We start from the raw sequence: 3710 nt of genomic DNA, 5'->3' as shown, positions 1-3710 counted from the left end.
AGTGTGCCACTACATAGTGACGTATGAGCGATGCCGTCTTGTGCATAAAATTGCGGCATAGTGCACCATTGGGTTTAATAAGAATCGCATTCCGGTTTACAGTCAATCCATTGATTTTTAGCGTATATGAAAATCAACCGATGATTCTAGAGTACGGGTAATGTTGCAATTGCTTGCACTACCATCTCAGCACTAATCCCCGCCATCTCCTTTCCCACTTCCGGGCGCAGCACATACTGATTCTTGCCATAGCCGCCAATAAGCCCCGGGTCCGTCGGGCCGTAAAGGGTAATATTCGGACGATCGAGGGCGGCGGTCAAGTGGCTCAGGCCGGTATCAACCGACACCACCGCACGCGCACCAGCCAGCGTGCGGGCGACCTGTTCCAGCGTCAGCTTAGGCAGCATCTCTACAAAGTCGAAGCCCTCGGCCAGCCTGAGTGCGCGCTGATGCTCATGCTCGGCCCCCCAAGGGGGCTTAATTTTTAAACCTGAAGGCTGCATTAATTCGATCAGCTCACGCCAGTGGCTTTCCGGCCAGTGCTTATTATCGCGCGTGGTGGCGTGTAAAAACACAAGGTACTGGTTGGCATCAGCGGGCAGTTCGGCGGTGAAGTGCTGGGCAATGGCGTAATCACCGGTAGTAGTGGGAAGATCGTAACCAAGGCTTTTAGCGAACAGTTCACGGGTACGCTGAACCGCGTGCTGCTGCTTGCTGATTTCGTAACGCTTATCGTACCACCAGCTGGCAAACGGCTCGCATGAGCTATTTCTATCGGCACCGTGTTTGATGCCTTTCGCTAGGCGCGTCACCAGCGCGGCGCTTTTGATCAGCCCCTGGGCGTCAATCACCGCGTCATATTCTCGCGACTGCAGTTCGCGTTTGAATGCTACCCGCTCTTCACGCACCAGGCTACCGAACCAGTGCTTACGCCAGCGGCGGATGGCGACGGGTAACACGCGGTCGACCGCCGGATGCCAGAAAGGGATCTGGGCAAAGCCCTCTTCTACCACCCAGTCAAAGCGAATGCCGGGAATGGCGTGCATGGCGTCAGTTAACGCCGGCAAAGAGTGAAGCACATCACCCATGGAGGAGGTTTTAATTATCAGAACCCGCATTCAGACTCCAAGCCGGAGGCAAAGCGTTTCCAGCTCGGTCAGGACGCGTTCTGGAGTAATATCAATCAGGCTCTGGTGGTAGCATTCGGCGGCATCACCTTTACGCACTTTATGGTAGCCAGTAATCAGGCGGATCACGCGTGCTTTATCGGAAAGCGGTGGGGTGAAATCCGGGCTGCTTGGGCCATACAGCGCGATCAGCGGGCGGTCGAGCGCGGCGGCGATGTGCATAAGGCCCGAGTCATTGCTGATCACGGCGTGGCAGGCAGCCAGCAGAATTACTGCCTGCTCCAGCTGGGTTTTCCCGGACAGATCACAGCAGTGCTGGCGTGACTCTTCAGACACCGAGGCGAGGATCGCTTCGCCGGTCTCAGCGTCTTTCGCCGAACCAAACAGCACCACCTGGTAGCCCTGATCGATCAGGCGCTGCGCCAGCGTGGCGTAATGATAATGTGGCCAGCGTTTCGCCGGGCCAAACTCAGCGCCGGGGCAAAAACCGATAATCGGGCGCTGCGGGTTAAGACTGAATGAGGCAACGGTCGCCTGCTTCTCATCTTCCCCTACCGCCAGCTTAGGCCACAGCAGCGGCTGCGGTAGATCTTGTGCGTGCTGGATACGCGCCTTATCACAGCCAAGCGCTACATAGCGCTGCACCATCAGCGGGAAAGCAGCTTTATCCAGCACGCGGACATCATTCAGCAGCCCGTAACGCATCTCACCGCGCCAGCCGGTACGGCGGGGAATGGCGGCGAAGAAGGGCAACAGCGCGGATTTAAATGAGTTTGGCAGGACGTAAGCGCGATCATAGCCGGCGGCACACAGTGACTTGCCCAGACGACGACGTTCGCCAATTTCCAGCGCACCGTGGCCCAGCGGCATTGCTAGCGCCTCATTCACTTCCGACATGCGTGATAGCAGAGGACGGCACCACGCGGGTGCCGTCACATCGATTACGGTGTCAGGATTTTCGGCCTTCATGGTGCGATAGAGACTGTGCGACATCATCATATCGCCGACCCATGACGGGCCGATTACCAGAACTTTCATCGCCGGAAGGCCTCTTACCCGTTACGGTTCAGCCAAGCCATGTACTCTGCCACGCCTTCGGCCACGGTTTTAAATGGCTTGTCATAGCCTGCCGCCCGTAGTTTTGTCTGGTCCGCCAGCGTAAAAGCCTGGTAGCGGCCTTTCAGCTTTTCCGGGAATGGAATGTATTCAATTTCGCCGTTCTGATGATATTTCAGGGCGGCATCGGCCACTTCCTGGAAAGATTCGGCGCGGCCGGTACCGCAGTTGAAGATGCCGGCGCCCCCATTTTCCCAGAACCACAGGTTTACGGACGCCACATCTTCCACGTAGATGAAGTCGCGCTTAAAGCCGTCGCTGCCTTCAAACAGCTTCGGGTTCTCGCTGTTGTTCAGCTGGGTGTTGAGGTGGAAGGCAACGCTCGCCATACTGCCTTTGTGGCCTTCACGCGGGCCGTACACGTTGAAGTAGCGGAATCCGCATACCTGCGACTGCGCTTCCGGCAGGATATTACGCACGTAGTGGTCGAACAGCATTTTCGAGTAGCCGTAGACGTTAAGCGGCGCTTCATACTGGCGCTCTTCGATAAAGTCAGCGTTGCGGCCGCCGTAAGTCGCGGCGGAAGAGGCGTACAGAAACGGAACCTGATGTTCCAAGCACCAGTGCAGCAGCTCTTTCGAGTACTGGTAGTTATTATCCATCATGTATTTGCCATCCCACTTGGTGGTGGAAGAGCAGGCACCTTCATGGAAAATCGCTTCCACATCACCGAAGTCTTCATCGGCGAGCAGTGAAATCAGAAAATCTTCTTTATCCATGTAGTCGGCAATATTGAGATCCGTCAGATTGGCGAATTTGGTGCCATCTTTCAGATTGTCGACCACCAGAATGTCGGTGTGACCCTTATCATTCAGCGCTTTAATGATGTTGCTGCCAATAAACCCAGCGCCGCCGGTAACGATAATCATGAGCTTTAACCCTAATACAGTGGGGTGAAACAGGAGGTTTCACACGTTAATGGCTCTTATCATAACATCTCATCGCGCCCTCGACAGCTAGAGGAGTCCGTAACCCGCGCTGCTCGGCGTTATTTTCCATGAGTTATGCTGCAAAAATCACATTCCCCGCGTGTATGTTCAAGCCTGTGCTTCACTTTTAGCAATCTGTATCGCAAAAAATGATCTTTGGAAGATAAAGGTAATTCAGGAATTCTATCAACAGCTTAAAGGAGAGTTAGCCCGCGCTGAACAGGAAGGGTTGTTCAAGCGTGAGCGGCAGATTGTCAGCGAGCAGGATGCGGTGATTTCCGATGCATTGAATCACGCTTCGATTATTGACGGCATCGGCCTGTGTCAAAGCGCAGCGCTACCGCTATGCCAACAACGATATGGCGGAGCTGGGAGCGCGCCTGCAGCAGGCGGCCAGAGTGCGCCATACTTTGATCGCTACCGACGGGGTGTTCTCGGCACTGTTGCAAAGATATTGATGAGTTAGCCTTTTGTGTTATTGAAAGGTCTTATCTTTCAAAGACTCTGCTCACCAGACGCATCTCGCCTAGGGGATGCC

At 54.9% G+C, this 3710-nt stretch carries 3 protein-coding genes and 1 pseudogene; 1 reads left to right on the top strand and 3 read right to left on the bottom strand.

Features of this window, described 5'->3' with window-relative positions; translation table 11 throughout:
• Positions 1-146: 146 nt before the first annotated feature.
• The 3 genes from rfaC to rfaD are packed head-to-tail and all read right to left on the bottom strand — an operon-like array spanning position 147 to position 3112.
• Entirely contained in the window at positions 147-1118 is a 972-nt protein-coding gene (gene rfaC, locus BBW68_RS10905; protein ID WP_070135385.1) for a lipopolysaccharide heptosyltransferase RfaC, read from the bottom strand.
• On the bottom strand, positions 1119-2165 hold the full coding sequence (rfaF, locus tag BBW68_RS10900; RefSeq protein WP_070135384.1) for an ADP-heptose--LPS heptosyltransferase RfaF: 1047 nt from the start codon (positions 2163-2165) through the stop codon (positions 1119-1121).
• Positions 2166-2179: 14 nt separating this feature from the next.
• Positions 2180-3112, bottom strand: a complete 933-nt coding sequence (rfaD, locus tag BBW68_RS10895) for an ADP-glyceromanno-heptose 6-epimerase (protein WP_070135383.1) — start codon at positions 3110-3112, stop codon at positions 2180-2182.
• A gap of 286 nt (positions 3113-3398) precedes the next feature.
• Here rfaD and BBW68_RS16720 point away from each other — a divergent pair.
• A pseudogene (locus BBW68_RS16720) lies at positions 3399-3609 on the top strand (aminotransferase class I/II-fold pyridoxal phosphate-dependent enzyme); the annotation flags it as partial.
• Positions 3610-3710 lie beyond the last annotated feature (101 nt).

Origin of the sequence: Candidatus Erwinia dacicola, from assembly GCF_001756855.1 — a bacterium.
In the GTDB taxonomy this organism is placed as follows: Bacteria; Pseudomonadota; Gammaproteobacteria; order Enterobacterales; family Enterobacteriaceae; genus Erwinia; species Erwinia dacicola.
The sequence above is the reverse complement of the archived record's forward strand: the minus strand, read 5'-3'. Positions and strand labels throughout refer to the sequence as shown.

Excerpts from the sequence above, each read along its gene's own strand:
- rfaC (WP_070135385.1), bottom strand. The coding sequence starts at position 1,118 with ATGCGGGTTCTGATAATTAAAACCTCCTCCATGGGTGATGTGCTTCAC.
- rfaF (WP_070135384.1), bottom strand. The coding sequence starts at position 2,165 with ATGAAAGTTCTGGTAATCGGCCCGTCATGGGTCGGCGATATGATGATG.
- rfaD (WP_070135383.1), bottom strand. The coding sequence starts at position 3,112 with ATGATTATCGTTACCGGCGGCGCTGGGTTTATTGGCAGCAACATCATT.